The 16361-nt window shown below is 42.2% G+C and carries 15 protein-coding genes; all 15 read right to left on the bottom strand.

The features are described from left to right. A complete protein-coding gene (locus LU279_RS00950) occupies positions 1-1131 on the bottom strand; it encodes a tetratricopeptide repeat protein (RefSeq protein WP_274420129.1) in 1131 nt (376 codons plus the stop codon). Positions 1132-1142: 11 nt separating this feature from the next. Next, positions 1143-2489 carry a phosphoglucosamine mutase gene (gene glmM, locus LU279_RS00945; RefSeq protein WP_274420128.1) on the bottom strand — a complete coding sequence of 449 codons (1347 nt, stop codon included), beginning with the start codon at positions 2487-2489 and terminating at the stop codon, positions 1143-1145. Positions 2490-2536: 47 nt separating this feature from the next. Next, entirely contained in the window at positions 2537-3454 is a 918-nt protein-coding gene (locus LU279_RS00940; RefSeq protein ID WP_274420126.1) for a nucleotidyltransferase family protein, read from the bottom strand. Positions 3455-3549: 95 nt separating this feature from the next. Then, on the bottom strand, positions 3550-4629 hold the full coding sequence (gene prfA / locus LU279_RS00935) for a peptide chain release factor 1 (protein ID WP_147598759.1): 1080 nt from the start codon (positions 4627-4629) through the stop codon (positions 3550-3552). A gap of 24 nt (positions 4630-4653) precedes the next feature. After that, positions 4654-5544: a peptide chain release factor N(5)-glutamine methyltransferase gene (gene prmC / locus LU279_RS00930; RefSeq protein WP_274420123.1), complete on the bottom strand. Its 891-nt coding sequence runs from the start codon at positions 5542-5544 to the stop codon at positions 4654-4656. Next, the gene (locus LU279_RS00925) at positions 5531-6517 is read right to left on the bottom strand and encodes a DUF1385 domain-containing protein (protein WP_274420121.1); all 987 of its coding nucleotides are present in this window, start codon (positions 6515-6517) and stop codon (positions 5531-5533) included. Before LU279_RS00925 ends, prmC begins: the two co-directional genes overlap by 14 nt. A 101-nt stretch (positions 6518-6618) precedes the next feature. Then, positions 6619-6822 (bottom strand): 50S ribosomal protein L31, encoded by a 204-nt coding sequence (rpmE, locus tag LU279_RS00920; RefSeq protein WP_022068223.1) that lies wholly within the window; start codon positions 6820-6822, stop codon positions 6619-6621. 114 nt (positions 6823-6936) lie between these two features. Next, the gene (rho, locus tag LU279_RS00915; RefSeq protein WP_274420120.1) at positions 6937-8823 is read right to left on the bottom strand and encodes a transcription termination factor Rho; all 1887 of its coding nucleotides are present in this window, start codon (positions 8821-8823) and stop codon (positions 6937-6939) included. A 297-nt stretch (positions 8824-9120) separates the two neighbouring features. Next, the gene (locus tag LU279_RS00910; protein WP_274420119.1) at positions 9121-9621 is read right to left on the bottom strand and encodes a COG2426 family protein; all 501 of its coding nucleotides are present in this window, start codon (positions 9619-9621) and stop codon (positions 9121-9123) included. 192 nt (positions 9622-9813) lie between these two features. Then, the gene (locus LU279_RS00905) at positions 9814-10296 is read right to left on the bottom strand and encodes a DUF3955 domain-containing protein (RefSeq protein ID WP_274420118.1); all 483 of its coding nucleotides are present in this window, start codon (positions 10294-10296) and stop codon (positions 9814-9816) included. Between the two features lie 549 nt (positions 10297-10845). Beyond that, positions 10846-12516, bottom strand: coding sequence for a glycoside hydrolase family 13 protein (locus LU279_RS00900; RefSeq protein ID WP_274420116.1), 1671 nt, complete (start codon positions 12514-12516; stop codon positions 10846-10848). 26 nt (positions 12517-12542) lie between these two features. Beyond that, complete coding sequence (pgmB, locus tag LU279_RS00895; protein WP_274420115.1) at positions 12543-13214, bottom strand: beta-phosphoglucomutase; 672 nt, start codon at positions 13212-13214, stop codon at positions 12543-12545. Continuing rightward, positions 13201-14034: a carbohydrate ABC transporter permease gene (locus tag LU279_RS00890; RefSeq protein WP_274420113.1), complete on the bottom strand. Its 834-nt coding sequence runs from the start codon at positions 14032-14034 to the stop codon at positions 13201-13203. Before LU279_RS00890 ends, pgmB begins: the two co-directional genes overlap by 14 nt. A gap of 13 nt (positions 14035-14047) precedes the next feature. Continuing rightward, a complete protein-coding gene (locus LU279_RS00885; RefSeq protein ID WP_274420111.1) occupies positions 14048-14968 on the bottom strand; it encodes a carbohydrate ABC transporter permease in 921 nt (306 codons plus the stop codon). A 105-nt stretch (positions 14969-15073) separates the two neighbouring features. Further along, entirely contained in the window at positions 15074-16342 is a 1269-nt protein-coding gene (locus LU279_RS00880; protein WP_274420109.1) for a sugar ABC transporter substrate-binding protein, read from the bottom strand. Between the last annotated feature and the right edge of the window lie 19 nt (positions 16343-16361).

Below are 16361 nucleotides of genomic sequence, written 5' to 3'. Positions count from 1 at the left end.
TCAACCCTCCCAGGATGTCTGTTCTTCTGCCGGAACTGTATCCTGGCTTTCTTCCTGAACAGGTTCCTCTACACTTTCCTGCGCAATCCTGGACTGAAGGAATTCCAGTTCCTTTTTTGCCTCCTGGTCATCGGGATACATTTTGAGATATTCCTGAACCTTTGAAAAGGCTGTATGGAAGTCAAGCTGTTTCTCGTATGCAACGATCTCATTAAATAAAAGCTCCTGCATCTCATCTGTATCTGCAGCTTCAAGCCCACTGGCGATATTTGCCAGAGCACCGGGATAATCTCCGTCTGCAATATCGCACAGCGCCAGCCCGTTATATCCCTCTGCCTTACGGCTTTCTTCTGCATTCAGATAATCCTGATACATGGATCTGGCAGCAGCCGTATCATTCCGGGCAAGGCATACCATTCCCAACAGTGAAAGAGCCTCCACACTTCCCTTTTCAGAAGCCTTTGTCAGTTCATTCCTGGCATTTTCATAATCCTGCATATAGTAATAAATACGCCCCCGCTCGCAGTAGTCCTCTGCGTTTCCGGGTTCCGTCTTCAGAATTGCTTCCAGATATCGTGTCCCGTCTGCTTCCATGCCTCTGCTCCGGTAAGCCTCATAAATCTGAAGAGCCATATCATAATCAGGTTTCTCTCCGTATGCCTGTTGAAAATTTGAATCCGCCTCGTCATAGGCATCCATTGCAAGCGCCACGCAGCCTGTCAAAAAATACAGATCTGCATTCATGGAATAATCAGACGCCAGCGTCTGACAGTCTGCCATGGCATCATCCGTAAGTCCTGCTTTCAGCAATGCAGTTGCACGGTATGCAAGCAGATCCTGCCTTATGAATTTTTTTACCCGATCCTGTGACAGCGCCTGGGTAAAGCACTCCACAGCCCCCTGGTAATCTCCCAGGCGCAGTTTTGCGATTCCTGCGCCTCTTAAAGATTCTGCTGCCTTATAGCCGCTGGAAACAGAAGTTTCATAGCCGGTCAGCGCTTCCTGATAACTTCCCTGCTCCAGATTTTCTTCTGCCTGCCTATAAATATTCTGTTTTTCACTTCCGCAGCCGGCAAGGAGAGAAGCTCCTATACAGACTGCCAGTATCCGTCCGATTTTTCCTGTTTTCATGTATACCCTTTTTATTCTACAATAAGCCCTTCGGCTTCAATCACCTTTACTACATTGTCCACATGTTCTGCACAGATATCTTCTGTTCCCGCTTCTACCATAACACGGATCAGAGGCTCTGTTCCGCTTTCTCTCACAAGAATACGACCGTCTGTTCCAAGAGCTCTGGCAGCTGTTTCTACAGCCTCTTTTACCTTTGGATTTTCTCTTGCTGCCACTTTGTCCGCAACGCGTACATTTCTCAGGATCTGCGGATAGACCTTCATTTCTTTTGCAAGATCACAGAGTGTGGTCTTTTTCTCCACGCAGGCCTCCATCAGCATCAGAGAAGTAAGGATTCCGTCTCCGGTGGCTGAATATTTGCTGAATATAATATGTCCGGACTGCTCTCCTCCAATACTGTAATTGTTTTCCAGCATATTTTCCGCAACATATTTATCGCCTACAGCGGTCTGCTCATAGCTGATCCCTTCGCGCTCCAGAGCTTTATAGAGTCCCATATTGGACATAACTGTTGTGACTACTGTATTTCCGTTCAGCCTTCCCTGATCTTTCAGATATTTGCCGCATACATACATGATCTTATCGCCGTCGATAATGTTTCCTCTGTGGTCTACTGCAATACAGCGGTCTGCATCACCGTCATAGGCAAATCCCACATCCAGACCTTTTTCCACAACAAATCTCTGAAGTACCTCAATATGGGTAGAACCACAGTTGGTATTGATGTTTGTTCCGTCCGGATCATTGTTGATCACATAGGTCTTTGCGCGAAGAGCGTCAAACACACTTTTTGCAATCGCAGATGAACTTCCGTTTGAGCAGTCCAGACCAACACGGATATTTTTAAAATCACGGCATGGAATAGAGATCAGATAGCCGATATAACGGTTTCTTCCGGAAGCAAAATCTACTGTTCTTCCAATATCTTCACCGGTTGCCAGAGGCAGCTCTTCCAGCTTTCCGTCCAGATAAGCTTCGATTCTTGCCTCTACTTCAGCCTCGATCTTCTGTCCGTTTCCGTTAAGGAGCTTGATCCCATTATCGTAGAAAGGATTATGGCTTGCAGAAATCATGATACCACAGTCAAAATCCTCTGTACGGACCACATAGGAAACACTGGGGGTTGTAGTCACATGGAGAAGATATGCGTCTGCTCCGGACGCTGTCAAGCCTGCTACCAGAGCGTATTCAAACATATAACTGCTTCTTCTTGTATCTTTTCCGATTACGATCTTTGCCTTATGATCGCGTCCATAATACCAGCCCACATAGCGGCCTACTTTAAAAGCATGGTCTACAGTAAGCTGCACGTTTGCCTCACCACGAAAACCGTCTGTTCCAAAATATTTTCCCATAATAATTCCTCCTTGAAGTCCACTGTGTCAGCACAACGGGAAACTGCTTATTTATAAAGTGTCTCCGGATAAACGCCTTCTTTTGCAAGTCTGTCAAAAGCAGCGATCACCACTTCTTTGTCTTCCTGATAGGTTACGCCAAACCAGGTATCCTTTGTATCCAGTACATCAACCTTTGCTTTTCCGGTCTTGATCAAACGGTCGATCATCTCAGGCAGAAGATATTCTTTTTTGATATCAGCCACATCAAGATCCTGAAGAAATTCCACAAAGCCTTTTTCCAGTGCGTCCATAAACGCAGGTGTCAGGCCCCACATATTCATGGAAACAAGGCTGTTGACATCCAGTTCTTCCGCTGTACCGTCTGCATTTCTGGACTCTGCGCCGTTCTCTGTCTTATAAATGTCATGAGTCTCTGTAACGCCAACAAGAGCTCCGTTCTCAATATGGCAGACACCTCTTGTTACGCTTCCATTGTCACTGAGGGTATTTCCAAGACGGAAACCTGCCATACAGATATGGAGAAGTCCGTCATCCGGCTGCTCCTGAACCAGATAATCATGTACCTTTACATAGGCTTCTTTTCCATAATAGTCATCTGCATTAATTACCATAAACGGCTCAGAAAGGACATTTTTTGCTGCAAGCACTGCCTGACCTGTTCCCCATGGTTTTGTTCTGTCAGCCGGTTTTTCAAATCCCTCCGGAAGATCTTCCAAAGACTGAAATGCATACTCAACTTCTGTGATCTGTTCAATTTTATTCCCGATCACAGCGCGGAATTCTTCTTCCAAATCCTTTCTGATAATAAAGACAACCTTATTAAATCCTGCTTCCAAAGCATCATAAATGGAATATTCCATAATGATCTCCCCGTTTGGTCCTACCGGAGCAAGCTGTTTGATTCCTTTTCCAAAGCGGCTTCCGATACCGGCAGCCATAATTACCAGTGCTGTTTTTTTCATTTCATTCTCCTCCATTTATCTATATAATCCTGATATTACAATATTGTACCTTTTGCAGGCTTCAATACTGTAATACTTTTTTATCGCTTTTGCTTTTATGCTTCCTCGTTGTTGAGATTTGCCAGTTTGGCTGCCTGATCAGCCGCGATCAGACTATCAATAATCTCGCTGAGATCTCCGCCCAGAATACTGTCCAGACGATGCAGGGTAAGCTTGATCCTGTGGTCTGTCACGCGTCCCTGAGGGAAGTTGTAGGTACGGATCTTCTCAGAACGATCTCCTGTTCCGATCTGGCTTCTTCTGGCCTCAGCCTCTGCATCATGCTGCTTTGCAATCTCCATTTCATACAAACGGGAACGCAGCACCTTCAGAGCTTTGTCTTTATTTTTAAGCTGTGACTTTTCGTCCTGACAGGAGATTACGATTCCTGTGGGAATATGAGTCAGACGTACCGCAGAGTCTGTGGTATTGACACACTGGCCGCCGTTTCCGGATGCACGGAATACGTCAAATTTACAGTCGTTCATATCCAGATGGAAATCAATCTCCTCCGCCTCCGGCATAATGGCTACCGTACAGGTAGAAGTATGGATCCTTCCGCCTGACTCTGTTTCCGGTACTCTCTGTACCCGGTGAACGCCACTTTCGTATTTCAGTCTGGAATAAGCGCCATTTCCCTGGATCATAAACGTTACTTCTTTAAATCCGCCGATACCGTTTTCATTAAGACTCATCATCTCTGTTTTCCATCTGAGGCTTTCTGCATATTTTACATACATACGGTAGATCTCAGCCGCAAAAAGAGCAGCCTCATCACCGCCTGCGCCTGCACGGATCTCCACAATAACGTTTTTACTGTCGTTAGGGTCTTTGGGAAGAAGAAGGATTTTGATCTCATGCTCCAGTTCCTCTACACGTTTCTTGGCATCGGAAAGCTCTTCCTTGAGCATCTCCCGCATTTCTTCGTCTTTTTCCCCTTCCAGCATGGAAAGGCTGTCCTGAATCGTTTCTTTATTTTCTTTATATTCTTTATAAGCATCTACGATCGGCTGCAGATCACTCTGTTCCTTCATAAGCTTCTGGAACCGTTCCTGATTATCTGTAACTCCCGGCTCTCCAAGCTCATTGAGAACCTCATCAAACCGGATCAGAAGATCCTCCAATTTATCAAACATTCTGTTCCTCCTGTTACTTTATTCTTAGGCGAAAATTTTTGTCCCGGGATTCTGTCCCAGGACCACTCTGTCAAGTCCTGCAAGATCCTTTTTTACTGTTACCTGTTCAAATCCTGCATTTTCCATAATCCCGGTCACAGCGCTCCCCTGATCCCAGCCGATTTCATAGGCAAGCCAGCCGCCGGGGTTCAGGTACTTCCTGCACTCCTCTGTGATCTTTCTGTAAAAATACAGTCCATCCTCTTTTCCGTCCAAAGCCATATAAGGATCATGAGTCCGTACTTCATCCATCAAAGTCTTTATCTCCCCGGTTGGAATATACGGGGGATTTGAAACAAGCATATCATATCTCTTCTGTGTTTTTCCACTGGTTTCAGAAAAATATTCCCCGGAAAACAGATCGCTGTGTACCAGAACTGCTCTGTGATCCAGTTCCAGCTTTTTCATATTTTTTTCTGCGACCTGAAGCGCAGCCTCCGAAAGATCTGCACCCACGCCTTCTGCCTCCGGAATTTCCTTCAAGATACTCAGAAGAATACACCCGGAGCCTGTACACATATCAAGAATACGCGGCTTCTCTGTTTTTTTCAGAAGGTTCAGCGCCTCTTCCACAAGGATCTCTGTATCCTGCCGTGGCACAAGCACTCTCTCATCCACATAAAAGTCATATCCCATAAAACAGGCTGTTCCGGTCAGATGCTGAAGAGGAATATGTTCAGCCCTTTTGCGGCAAAGCTCCAGATATGTTTTTTCCTGATCCGCTTCTGCCTCCTGATCCATATGTGCATAATAATATGCCCGGTTTTTTCCTGTAATATATTCCAGAAGGAGCCAGGCATCCAGCCTGGCTTCACCTATTTCCGCTGTCTTCAGGATCTCCGTTCCTTCCCTCAGCAGCATTTCAAGAGTTTTCATTTGTTTCTTCTCCCGGCTCCCAGCCGAATTCTTCTTTCAGATATGCTTTCCAGTCAAAAACTGCTTCTACCGCAGCAATCGCCACTTCAACCATATCTTCTGTAGGTTCTATTGTTGTAAGCTTCTGCATGGCAAGTCCCGGTTTACTTAAAAGACATGCAAGCTTGCTGTCCGTTCTGCCTGCCCACTGGATCATCTCAAAAGAAATCCCGGCCACAACCGGAACCATCAGAAGCCTTCCCAACAGTCGCACCCAGTAAAACGGAACCAGAACAAAAATAAAATGCAGAAAAATGCTGACCAGCATAACCAGGAATAAAAAACTGGTTCCGCAGCGCTTATGCTGCCGTGAACTTTTCATAACATTTTCTACGGTAAGAGGCAGTCCATGTTCAATACAGTTGATACATTTATGCTCTGCTCCATGATACATAAAAGTTCTCTGGATATCTTTCATTCTGGATATAAGAAACATGTATCCCATAAACAATGCCAGTTTCACAAAAGCTTCCGCCACAGTTATCACTGCCTCAGATGCTCCTACATTCTTTAAAAGACTGGCAAGCGCATAGGGAAGCAGCATAAACACGGCTACAGATATTACAATAGAAAAAGCTACTGTTGCGTAAAGCAGCCATTTAAACTGTCTGTCCTCTTTCTTTTTTTTGGCAGCGCGTTCGTCCTCGGAAAGAGCGGCATTTTTTTCTGCCTCTTTCTCGTCCTCTTCGTCGCCGACAATTTCCGCAGAGTACATCAGACATTTGGTTCCTATTACCAGGCTGTCCACAAAACTGACCACACCCCGGATCAGAGGTTTACGCCAGATCCCGGCATTGCCAAACGTACATTTATAGTCTTCTACCTTTAACTCAATCTCTCCGTCAGGACGGCGAACAGCAACGGAATACTTATCCTTGTGCCGCATCATGATTCCTTCCATGACTGCCTGACCGCCGATATTTGATGATTTCATATTTTCATATTCTCCATCTGCCATAAACTCTTTTGTCTGAAAGCAAAGACAGGTTGAGATTTCCCAACCTCAACCTGTTCTCACGTTTTCATATTGTTCAATTATTTGTTTAAGCCGTATTTTCTGTTGAACTTATCAATACGTCCGCGAGCCTGTGCAGCCTTCTGCTGTCCTGTGTAGAACGGATGGCATTTAGAGCAGATTTCCACGTGGATATCTTCTTTTGTAGAACCTGTTACAAATGTGTTACCACAGTTGCAGGTTACAGTTGCCTGATGATAATTCGGATGGATTCCTTCGCGCATGATTTTCACCTCTCTGTATTTCTTTCTATTATTTTCTATTCGTATTTGAGTAGACGAATTTATTATTTTACAGCCTCCTGAGTATAACATACTCCTTTCATAAATGCAAGATGTTTATAAAAATTTCTGTTTTTTTGCTGTCTGAACAAATTCCGCATTCGTTCTGGTTCTGGAAAACATATTCAGGATCTGCTCCACAGCCTCGTCCGCCTTCAGACTGTTCAGAGCCTTACGCATGGAAGATACGGTTTCCTGTTCCTCACGACTGAGAAGAAGATCCTCCCGGCGGGTTCCTGATTTCTGAATATCAATGGCAGGGAATACACGTTTTTCCTGAAGTCTGCGGTCAAGTACCAGCTCCATGTTTCCTGTACCCTTAAACTCCTCATAGATCACATCATCCATCTTGCTTCCTGTATCTACAAGAGCTGTGGCAAGAATGGTCAGGCTTCCGCCCTCTCTCATATTGCGGGCTGCGCCAAAAAATCTTTTCGGCATATGAAGAGCCGCGGGATCAAGACCTCCCGAAAGAGTTCTTCCGCTTGGCTGAACACAAAGATTATATGCTCTGGCAAGCCTTGTAATAGAATCCAGAAGGATCGTCACATCCTTTCTGTGTTCCACCAGACGGCGGGCTCTCTCCACAACCATCTCGGACACTCTTTTGTGATGCTCCGGAAGTTCATCAAAGGTGGAATAGATCACCTCCACATTTGGACCCTGTATTGCTTCCTTGATATCTGTCACTTCCTCCGGACGCTCATCGATCAGAAGAATGATCAGATGCATATCCGGACTGTTTCTTAAAATAGACTTGGCAACATCCTTGAGAAGAGTCGTCTTACCTGCTTTTGGCGGAGAAACGATCATTCCCCTCTGGCCCTTTCCGATGGGACTGATCAGATCCACGATCCTCATTGCCATACTTCCCCCCGGACGTTCCATCTGAAGCCGTTGATTGGGGAATATGGGGGTCATGTCTTCAAAATTATATCGTTTCTGGCCTTCACTGGGGTGGAATCCATTAATAGAAGTCACATACAAAAGAGCGCTGAATTTTTCCCCCTGAGTTTTGATGCGGATATTTCCCTGAACGATATCTCCGGTTTTCAGGTTGAATCTGCGGATCTGAGCCGGAGAAACATAGATATCATTCTCTCCCGGAAGGAAATTCTCACAACGGATAAATCCATAGCCATCCTGAAGAACCTCAAGAATTCCGTTGGCTTTCTGTCCGCTGTCCAGCTGTGCTGTTTCCACCGGAACCTTTACATCATCCTGCTGCACATACACTGTTCGATTTTCAACAGGACTGCTGCCGACTCTCGAATTTTCCTCCTGGCTATATCCTGTTCTTCGTTCTTCATTCTGATTATTACAGTTTCTGGCATTTTCGTCCTGACTGTAACCTGCTCTGCGGTCTTCGTTCTGATTATTATAGGTTCTGACATTTTCATCCTGACCGTTTGCATATCTTCGATTCTCATTCTGGCTGTTATAGGTTCTGAAATTTTCGCCCTGACTGTTACCGTATCTGCGGACTTCATTCTGGCTGCCATGGGTTCTTGTAAACTCACCCTGGTTATTCCCGTATCTGCGGCTTTCGTTCTGACTGCCATGAGTTCTTGTAAACTCACTCTGACCGTTCTCATATCTGCGGCTGTCATTCTGATTATTATAGGTTCTCGCACCGCTTTCCTGCCAGTTATTCCTTCTTCTGTTGTCATAAGATGCCCGATTTTCCTGAACGTGTCCGTTCTGTCTGTACTGACGCACCGGAGACTGACTGCTCTCCTGTCTGTCCTCTTTTTTTTCTTCCCGGATTTCTTCTTTCTGCACAGATTCAATAGCTGCTCCTGTATCTTTCTGCTCCTTTTCATCTTCCTGAAGCATACGTTCGATCAGCGCTGGCTTTCTTAAAGTGGAAATTCCCTTCAGGCCTCTTGCCTTTGCCAGCTCCTTCAATGTCGCAAGTGACAAGGATTCGTATTTTTCTCTCATAAAAATTCCCTCAGCCTTTTCTAAAAATAATATCCGGTTAATTCCGGAACTCCATATTATAAATAATTTACGGGATACTCTGTCGGAACCGACACGAACATCAGAAGTCCGGAAAACAGATTGTCCTGTTTTCCGGATAAACCGTCTTTTTCCCGGGATCTAAGTCCCTGATTCTGTAGATTTTCGAATTTTATTCTAACACACTTTATATCTTCTGTCCACCGGATGAACACGGATACTGTTTCTTCCGTTCACAGAAGCCCTGCAAAAACATATGCCAGGCTGTCTTTATAAAAATCAGTGGATAATATTTCCTACAAGACCATAGGAAACAATATACATGATCACAGTTGCCATAATAATTCCGCCTAAAATGGCCAGAGAAGATTTTTTGATATCAACTTCCAGAAGAGAAGCGATCAGAGCTCCTGTCCATGCTCCTGTTCCCGGAAGGGGAATCCCTACAAACAACATTAAGCCCCAGAATTCATACTTTTTGATCTGGTCACTTTTCCCCATAGCTCTGTTTTCAAGCTTTTCAATCAGGCCATGGAAAACCTTTGTCTTTTTCATAAGTTTAAAAATCTTTCTGATAAACAGAAGAATAAAAGGAATCGGTATAATATTTCCTATAATACATATCGGAATGGCTGTTGCTGCCGGAATCTTCAAAAGTGAAGCTGCCAGAAGTCCGCCTCTTAATTCCAAAATAGGAACCATTGAAATAATAAAAATAACCATCTCTGCCGAAATAAACTGGGACAGATTGTCTGTAAACCACTGTACTAATACTTCCATATTTCCTCCTGCTGATTCATATTTTACTCATTCAGATAACATATCTGCTATTGTACCGATTCTTTTCCCATTTGTCAAAGCTTTCATCAAGGGAAGTCTGCCTGTTTATCATAAACATAACGCTTTTTCTTTAGCCGGCTAAACAGACTCACACGTTCCCTGGTTCCAGACATTAAAAAAACAGAGCTGTCATTATGAATTTCTGTTTTTAATTTTACTGATCATTGTAGTTATACCAGCTGTAATAAAAGAAACCAGACCACTAAACACACATAAAAATCCAATGGGAATAAGAAAGAAGTTCTCATGCAGCACCCCTTGTGCATCAATATATTCTACCGACAGCCCCTTTACAAGAAGCAGTATAATTCCGATTAAAATCAAGAAACCTCCTATAATCGAACATACCATATTATACCTGGCTCTTCTGGTTTCACTTCCATCTTTGATCACTTTTTCTGTCATGTTGCTCATTTCATTTTCTCCTTTAATCAGATCATCTAAAGATATTTGAAACACATCAGATATCAAAATAAGCATTCCTATATCTGGGAGGTTTTTGTTATTCTCCCAGTTTGAAACAGCTTGTCTGCTGACATGCAGTTTCATGGCAAATTGCTCCTGTGTCAATTTTTCTTTTTGACGAATACCTTTAATCTGTTCTCCAAAATCCATGTATTTCACCTCCGTGCTTTTAGTCTACCATTCAATCCGTTTTTTTCAAGAAAGTGGCTCTTGCATACCAAAAATACAGACGCAAGAACCTCTTGCATCGCTATATTAAGCCTGATATTCCTTTCTCTGGCAATCAGATTTCTAGTTTTATCTATTTATCTGCCGATATGTCAAAACACAAAATATCATGAACCCAAAATCAGCGTACATATCCATTCCACCTCTAAAGCCTGCAATTAATTCAATTAAAGTTTACCGCTTTCATCATACACATATTATACCAGTTCTGTATATCTGCTACAATATCATCAGCAGACAACTCTTCATCCGTATCTGCCATATCTCCCCGCTTACTGTAACCTCATCTACATAACTTCGGATAACAGGAACCTGGAATCCCGTACCCAATCACTTTAACATCTTTTTATAAATCTAATGTTCCTTTCGATTTGAATATAAAAAACAGTCTGTTGGTATGTTATTTACCGCACAGACTGTTTTCATAACAAGCACTGTTTCCTTCTGTTATTTTTAATATATCCTGCTGCTTTATTCTTCTATATAATATACGACTGCCGCATACGGAGGCAAAATAACCGTATTTTCCTGTGTCTGTACATCACAGTTGGAAATCATACATCTTGACTCAGCAAACAGCTCCGGTCGCTCTACATGCTGTTCTGTATCAGAATAATTACATAAGACAAGAAGCTTTTCTCTGTCAAGAGTTCTGGTATATGCAAAAATCTCCTCAGACTCCGGAAAGATCAAATTATAACTTCCATATACAATAACAGGATTCTCTTTTCTGAGACGTATCAGTTTTTTGTAATAATTAAATACAGAATCCTCTCTCTCCAGCTGCTCCATGGCATTGATTTCTTTGTAGTTAGGATTAACCATGATCCACGGTGTGCCACTGGTAAACCCGGCATTTTCTGTGTCATCCCACTGAAACGGAGTACGGGCGTTATCCCGACTCTTATATCTTAAATAATGAAGCATTTCCTCTTCGGAAAAAATACTCTGTTCCTCTACAAGTTCATGATACGCATTAATGCTGTCCAGATCTCTGAAATCATCAATAGAAGCAAAAGGAACGTTTGTCATACCAAGTTCCTCACCCTGATATATATAAGGAGTTCCCTGCATCATATGAAGGCATGTAGCAAGCATTTTTGCCGACCGTTCTCTGTATGTTCCATCATCTGCATATCGGCTTACACAGCGGGGCTGATCGTGATTCTGCCAGAACAGGCTGTTCCACGCAACGCCCTCCAGCCCTTTCTGCCATTTTGTCAGAACTGCTTTCATATCACGAAGATCCATTTTTTTGTCTGTCCATTTATTATCTCCGTCAGCGTCCACATCCATATGCTCAAACTGAAATACCATATTTAACTCACTGTTGTCGCTGGCTGCATATTTTTTTGCTTCTTCAAGGGTAACGCCTGAGCACTCTCCTACAGTCAGCGTATCCGCATGATCCAGAACCTTTTTTCTCATTTCTCTGAGATATTCATGCACATGAGGTCCATTTGCCGGTTCATTAAAGCTGGCGTAACCGTTAATTCCCGGAACTCCATCTGGAAACTCCGGATTTTTGGAAATAAGGCTGATGACATCCATTCTGAATCCATCTACTCCCTTATCCAACCACCAGTTCATCATATCAAAAACTTCTTCTCTTACCCTTGGATTATCCCAATTCAGATCAGGCTGTTTCTTTGAAAAGAGATGAAGATAATACATTTCTGTATTTTTATCGTACTGCCATGCACTTCCGGAAAAACAGGAGCCCCAGTTATTTGGCTCTTTTCCGTTTTCAGGATCTCGCCATATGTAATAATCCCGATAAGGATTGTCTTTACTTCTGCGACTTTCCACAAACCACGGATGTTCATCAGACGTATGATTAACAACCAGATCCATAACCAGGCGAATCCCATTCTCATGAGCTGCATTCAGCATCTCATCGAAATCTGCCATTGTACCGAACTCTTTCATAATTGCCCGATAATCACTGATGTCATATCCATTGTCATCATTTGGAGATTCATAAACCGGAGACAACCAGATTACGTCTATACCCAGCTCCTTCAGATATCCCATACGGGATGTAATACCTTTAATATCTCCAATACCATCCCCGTTGCTGTCCTGAAAACTTCTGGGATATATCTGATAAACAACAGCTTCTTTCCACCATACTCGTTCCATATACATGTATCCTCTTCTATTCCATATTAAACCATATTAAAATACTGACGGATCTCACACAGATTTAATTTATCTGTAGTTGTAAGCAAATCTGCCTCTGTCATCTGATCCGGGGTTCCTACCCCGATAGCTTTCATTCCTGCCCGATGAATTGCTTCTATTCCCGTTTTTGCATCTTCTACGCCGATACATTCGCAGCTTTCCACGCCAAATTCATCTCGTCCTGCCAGAAAAATATCCGGAAAAGGCTTCGCATTTGGAACGCTGGCTGCATCTGCGATATAATCAAAATATTCATTAATCTGAAGCTGATCAATAATAAAAGGAGCATTTTTACTAACAGATGCCAATGCAATACGAATTCCATTACTTTTTAATTCTTTTAAAAACGGGAGAATTCCCGGCAGAAGATCTTCCGGTGTAATCTGCTTGATCAGCTCTTTGTAATTATCATTCTTTTTTTCAGCCATAGCTTCTTTTTCTTCTAATGTATATTTATCACAGGCATTACCATTCATCAAAATCAATTCCAGACTTTCCATTCTGGACACACCCTTTAATTTTTCATTATACTCTTCATCAAAAGGAATTTGCAGCTCATCTGCCAGCTCTTTCCATGCAAGATAATGATAATGTGCAGAATCTGTAATTACTCCATCAAGGTCAAAAATAATTGCTTTTAATTTATTTCTCTCCATCCATTCGCACTCCTACTAAGAAATATTTATTGAAAATCAAGTAAATAATAATGATCGGCAGAACCGAAATACATGCAGCTGCCATAACCTGGTTCCACATGGTTCCGGCATTCTGTGACTGAAAACTCTGAAGACCAAGAGTCAGAGTATATTTGCTTGCTGTTTTTATATAGAGCATGGGCTTTGTAAATTCATTCCAGAATCCCATAAATACAAAGATAGCCTGTGTGGCAATTGTTGGTCGCGCCAGAGGCATACAGATTCTGAAAAATCTTGCATATCGTCCCAATCCGTCAATACTGGCAGCCTCTTCAACTTCCTTTGGAAAATTCATAAAAAACTGACGCATCAGAAAAATATTCCCGATATTTGCTGCTGCCGGAAGAATCAACGCAGAATAACTGTCAAGCATACCAAGCTTTTGCAGAATCAGATAATTAGGAATTAAAAGTACCTGATTCGGTACCATCAGCATAGCAAGCAGAAAATGATATATTTTATCTCTGCCCGGAAAAGACAGGCGTGATAGAGAATACCCCGCCATTGTATTAACAAAAACATTTATGGTAGTTCCTACAACTGCAATAATAAATGAATTCATAAACCACTTGGGAAACAGAGAAGATCGTCCCAAAATATATTTATAATTGTCAAACGACATGGTGTCTGACAGCAGTTTCATACCTCCGCTTACAATCTCTTTCAAAGGTTTAAAAGAAGCAGAAACCATCCACAAAAATGGATAAATCGTGCAGACGGCTGCAGCGATCAGAATTATGTATAAGAAAATTTTTCCCATACTGATCTTCTTTTTCTTCATAGCTCATCCCTCCTTAATATACTCGTTCTTCACCATTGGCCTTTTCTGCCAAAAGAGAGATTATCATGATAATAACCGCAAGAATCAACGCTAACGTTGCGGCATATCCCATTGCATTCTGAGTACCAAATGCATATTTATATACCATCAGTGAAACTGTCAGAGTAGAGTTTGAAGGTCCGCCTGATCCTCCGGAAAAAATATAAGCCTGATCAAACATCTGAAGAGTTCCGATAATACTTGTCAGCAGAACATATGTAGTAAGCGGTTTTAAGTATGGAATTGTAATATACCAGAATCTTTTGACCGGTCCGGCTCCATCAATGTTTGCAGCTTCATACATAGAATTTGGTAAGTCCTGAAGGCTGGCAAGATACATGGTGGTATACATTGGAATCGTTGACCATATATTCATCACCATAATAACTTTCAGTGCAAAGGAAGGATTCTGAAGAAAATTAATTCCCTGATCCAGTAAATTCATCTTTATCAGCATATTATTGATCGGTCCCGTCACACTGAACATAAACATAAAAATCATAGTTAATGCTGAACTGGATGTCAGGGTAGGAAGAAAGAATACTGTTCTGAAGAAATATGTACCTCTCAGCTTACTGTTCAGCACAGCAGCAACAGTTAATGCCAGAACGGTCTGGATAGGTACGACCACGGCAGAAAACATCAATGTATTTTTCAAACCTATTTTTGCCATATCATCATTAAATACACGAATATAATTTTTTAATCCGACAAATTCATATTCTCCTGTAAAAAGATTCACCTTATGAAATGACAAATAAAATACAAACAAAACAGCCAAACCGATAAATATGGTTAAAACTACAATGGCCGGTGTCAGAAAAAGATATCCCTGCTTATGCTCCTGCTTTTCATAAGCTGTATACTTTTTTCTTACTTTTTTAGCATGCTCCATAATTTTTCTCCTTGTATATCAAACAGTGTTTTCTAAAGAAACGGGCAGTCAAACCGACCGCCCATCCTGTTTCTTACTTATTTAACTGTTCTGATTTTTCTGAATTTACATTGCATTTTCAATCTCGCTGTTTGCCTGAGCATCAATCTGTTCCAGAGTTTCTTTTACCCCTGCTTCACCTTTAAAGGCAGCCGGAATAAAGTTTTTATATGTGCTGTCTATAATGCTTACTGTTGTTCCTCTCTGCCATGGAGTTGCTATATCGATCATTTTTGCATGCACTGCCCATACCGGATCACTCTCTACATCCATTGCATCTGCTACAGCCGGTCTGGATGGCAGACATCCTGCTCCGGAGGACCAGATTTTCATTCCTTCTTCACCTGTTGCATACTTGATCCATTCTTTTGCAAGTTCTTTTTCCTCAGATACAGCAGAAATACCATATCCTACTGTAAAAGACATAGAATGCTGATTTCCGTTATATGTTGGCATTTCTTTTACGCCAAAATTAATGTCACTGTAGTCCTTTTTAAGTGTACCGTATACCCAGTTTCCTTCTTCCATAATAGCCGCTTTTCCAACGCCAAATGCTTCTCCATTCCAGCCAAGTCCGAGATCCTGTGGTGTTTTTACCGCGCCTGTCTGTACCAGATCCACGAGAAACTGTACATTTTCTACAACTCCGTCTGTACTCATTGTAGACATTCCGTTTTCGTCAATAATACTTGCGCCATTTTCTTCCATAACATAAATCTGACGTGACAGCTCCGGATTATATGTCATTGCTGCAACCATTCCTTCTCCGTACTCTTCGTCAAGCTTTGCCTGAAGCTCTGGAAGAAATTCTTTATATTCTTCCAGTGAACCGGGAATATCATCTGCTGTCATTCCTACAGATTCCAGAATTCCAATATTGTAATAGGTAGCAAGAGTAGATACATCCTTAGGAATGCAATATAAAGTACCATCTTCTGCTGTAAAAGCAGAAATCAGATTCTCATAATATTTATCAGCTTCCATCTCTTCCGCATCCAGCGGTTCCATTACACCAAGGTCTGCATAAAAAGGGAACATGCTGGCATCAATATAAAATACATCCGGAGCTGTTTTGGCAATAAAGTCGGCCTGAATCTGTGTGTTATAATCGGTATATGTTTTGAATACGATTTCTGCACCTGTTTTTTTCTCAAACTCAGTTTTCATTTTATCAAGAGCCGCTGCTTCCTGATCATTGCCGCCCCAGATACCAACATTCAGGGTATGTCCCTTATATTCGCCATCTTCTGCAAATACTGTTGTTACGCTTCCCATAGATAAAGCCATAACAGATGCAAGTGTAAAAGTTGTTACTTTTTTCAATTGTTTTTTCATGTTATTTCCCTCCATTTTG

The organism is Blautia sp. XA-2221 (assembly GCF_028767025.1).
Lineage (GTDB): Bacteria > Bacillota > Clostridia > Lachnospirales > Lachnospiraceae > Blautia_A.
This window is presented reverse-complemented; position numbering and strand designations above follow the sequence as displayed.